The organism is Vibrio sp. V08_P9A1T1, assembly GCF_963874405.1.
GTDB classification, from domain to species: domain Bacteria; phylum Pseudomonadota; class Gammaproteobacteria; order Enterobacterales; family Vibrionaceae; genus Vibrio; species Vibrio anguillarum.
In genome coordinates this window covers 1-3,338 of the sequence record NZ_CAWNIB010000183.1, presented here as the reverse complement: position 1 = coordinate 3,338, position 3,338 = coordinate 1, and the positions used below count along the sequence as shown (strand labels likewise).

Genomic DNA, 3,338 nt, shown 5'->3' with positions numbered 1-3,338 from the left:
CAATCTTGCCTGTGTTTGATGTTTTTTTAGAATAACTGTCGAATAAATGAGCGCTTGAACGTTTGCGTAAAAATATGTGATGAAACTCTCATTTTGTTCGCTATACTTTCCGCCCGGTTATGAGCCGGTGCTCAACCCATACAAGCCGTCACACGGAAATGTGAATGACCCCAAGGACTGGACCAGCTAAGTTCCTCTGCTTGTATAAGGTGATCTTAGATGAACAATATGTTCGCATACCCCTCTTTTTGTCACGCTTTTGTTGTACAAAAGGACAATGATTCCTCCTTTGCCAAGTTTTTTGGTTCTACCCTTATTTCCAAATTTCAAACTAGGTAAATACAATGAATATTCTTTTTGGCCTCGTCGGCATTTTAGCGCTGATCGCTTGCGCCTACCTGCTCTCTGAAAATCGATCTTTCATCAATTGGAAAACCGTATCACGTGCTTTATTGCTGCAAGTTGGTTTTGCCGCGCTGGTGCTCTACTTCCCATGGGGACAAAGCGCACTAGCCAGCATCAGCGGCGGTGTGTCGAGTTTGCTGGGTTTCGCCGATGCAGGAATCCGCTTTCTATTCGGTGATTTAGCCGATTCCGGATTTATTTTTGCTGTTCGTGTTCTGCCTATCATCATTTTCTTCAGCGCTCTTATCTCTGCCCTTTATTACCTTGGTATCATGCAAAAAGTCATCGAGTTTATCGGTGGTGGTATTCAAAAATTTTTAGGTACGAGCAAAGCAGAATCTCTGGTTGCTACGGGTAACATTTTCCTTTCACAAGGAGAATCACCACTGCTTGTGCGTCCCTTTTTGTCGCGCATGACACGTTCAGAACTGTTTGCCGTCATGGCCGGAGGCATGGCCTCTGTCGCAGGTAGCGTGTTGGGTGGCTATGCCGGTCTAGGTGTTGAGCTTAAATACCTTATTGCAGCCAGTTTTATGGCGGCACCCGGCAGTTTGATGATGGCAAAAATCATCGTACCAGAGCGCGATGTTCCACTTGATCAAACCAATATTGAGATGGATAAAGCGCAAGAAAGTAATGTGATTGACGCACTGGCGAGCGGGGCGATGAATGGCATGAAAGTGGCGGTGGCCGTCGGTACAATGCTGGTTGCATTTGTGAGTGTGATTGCGATGGTTAACACTGGGCTTGAAAGTTTCGGTGAGTTATTGGGTTTGAACGGCATTACCTTACAACTGCTGTTCGGTTATCTATTTTCACCACTGGCTTGGTTGATTGGTGTACCAAGCCATGAAGTCTTGATGGCGGGCTCTTACATTGGGCAAAAAGTGGTGATGAACGAATTTGTGGCTTTCATTGATTTTGTTGACCACAAGGCGCTGTTGTCGGAACACACCCAAGTTATTATTACTTTTGCTCTGTGCGGCTTTGCCAACATTGGTTCTATCGCGATCCAATTAGGCTCTATCGGGGTTATCGCTCCTGAACGCCGTGCAGAAGTCGCGAATTTAGGTATTAAAGCAGTGATTGCAGGTACGCTAGCTAACTTAATGAGTGCATGTCTAGCGGGCATTTTCATTCTGCTTTAAACGCCCTGTTTGCTTCTCTCAATGCTCACTGCGGTGGGCATTTTTGATCCCTTTTTTGAATGATTGACACCTCAGTAATTGCTGAAAAGCTGATTTATAGCAAATTCCGTTTCTGATGAGCGCGTAGTATAGCTTGCAATTAACTGCGTATCCCAACATAGGCGATACGTTGACATGCTAACTTATTGAGTGCTTGCTATGGAAAATCTTGTTGAACGCTTTTTGCGTTATGTCTCTTTTGATACTCAATCTCACCCTGCCAGCCGCCGTTGCCCGAGTTCAGTAGGGCAAATGACGTTTGCCCATACACTGCATGAAGAATTAATCGCATTAGGCTTAACCGATGCTACGGTTGATGAACACGGCTATGTTATGGCGAAGTTGCAATCGAATGTTGATTACCCTGTTCCTGCGATTGGTTTTATTGCGCATATGGATACCGCGCCAGATGCGTCAGGCAAACACGTTAAGCCGCAAATTGTGGAGAATTATCAAGGTGGAGACATTGCTTTAGGTAAAGGGGATGAGGTGCTGTCACCTATTCAATACCCGGATTTGCATCAACTGCATGGTTACAATCTGATCACGACTGACGGCACCACACTGCTTGGTGCCGATAATAAGGCAGGCATCGCTGAAATTATGACGGCCATTGAGAGGTTAATTGCCGACCCAAGCATCGCACATGGTGATATTTGTATCGGTTTCACTCCCGATGAAGAGATCGGCCGGGGCGCGGACTTATTTGATGTGGAGAAGTTTGGCGCACAGTGGGCTTATACCATTGATGGTGGCCCGGTGGGTGAGTTGGAGTATGAGAATTTCAATGCGGCGAGCGCTGATGTTATTTGCTATGGCGTGAATGTTCACCCTGGGACCGCGAAAGATAAAATGGTGAATGCCATCAACATCGCCGCACAATTTCAGCTTATGATGCCAGCCGATCAAACCCCAGAGACCACGCAGGGCTATCAAGGCTTTTACCATTTAAAATCCGCAGAGATGAGTGTGGCTCGCTCAACCTTGGGTTACATTATTAGAGACTTTGAACGAGAAGGCTTGGAAGCTCGTAAAGCGTTTATGCAGCAGCAAGTGGACCAGTTAAATGCCCGTCTTGAGAAAGGACGAGTTGAGTTGGTCGTGACGGACAGCTATTTTAATATGAAAGAGATGGTCGAGCCTCATCCACAAGTCATTGAACTGGCTAAACAAGCCATGATTGCTTGTGATGTTGAACCGCTGATCAAACCTATTCGAGGTGGTACGGATGGTGCGAGGGTCTCATTTATGGGCCTGCCATGCCCTAATATTTTCACTGGCGGTTATAATTTTCATGGTATTCATGAGTTCATTACCATTGAAGGGATGGAACAAGCGGTAAACGTGATTGTAAAACTGGCTGAAAAGACAGCGTTGGCGAATCAACACTGATAACAAACCTTTCCTTTCGCCAATCTCAAAGGGAGTTTCTCTTCCAAAGCTATGACAGGGCGCATAATAATTGCGCCTTATGCCGACGTTAACTATTCACTCAGTTACAATACCTTTCTAAAATTTCTAACACGATCTCAATCTGCTGCTCTCTAGTGGCTTAGATGTGTTGCTGCTCATTATGCATAAAAATAAAAGAAGGGGATTGATATGGAGAAAGTGGTCGCGGTGTGGGACTTTCTTATCACTCATAAATTGGTGTTTAGTATTTTAATCATGACGTTGATTATTTTGACGCGGCGAGTTGTGCTTTCTCAAATTCGTGGCGATGTCGCACTGATTACCGAGAAGCAG

The 3,338-nt window shown here is 45.4% G+C and carries 2 protein-coding genes and 1 pseudogene; all 3 read left to right on the top strand.

Going from position 1 to position 3,338, the window contains the following annotated elements; translation table 11 throughout:
* The first annotated feature begins 344 nt into the window (after positions 1-344).
* A complete protein-coding gene (locus tag AACT21_RS08025; protein WP_013868046.1) occupies positions 345-1,553 on the top strand; it encodes a NupC/NupG family nucleoside CNT transporter in 1,209 nt (402 codons plus the stop codon).
* 198 nt (positions 1,554-1,751) lie between these two features.
* Positions 1,752-2,984, top strand: coding sequence for a peptidase T (gene pepT / locus AACT21_RS08020; protein WP_094164265.1), 1,233 nt, complete (start codon positions 1,752-1,754; stop codon positions 2,982-2,984).
* A gap of 210 nt (positions 2,985-3,194) precedes the next feature.
* Positions 3,195-3,338 (top strand): annotated as a pseudogene (locus AACT21_RS08015) (mechanosensitive ion channel family protein); the annotation flags it as partial.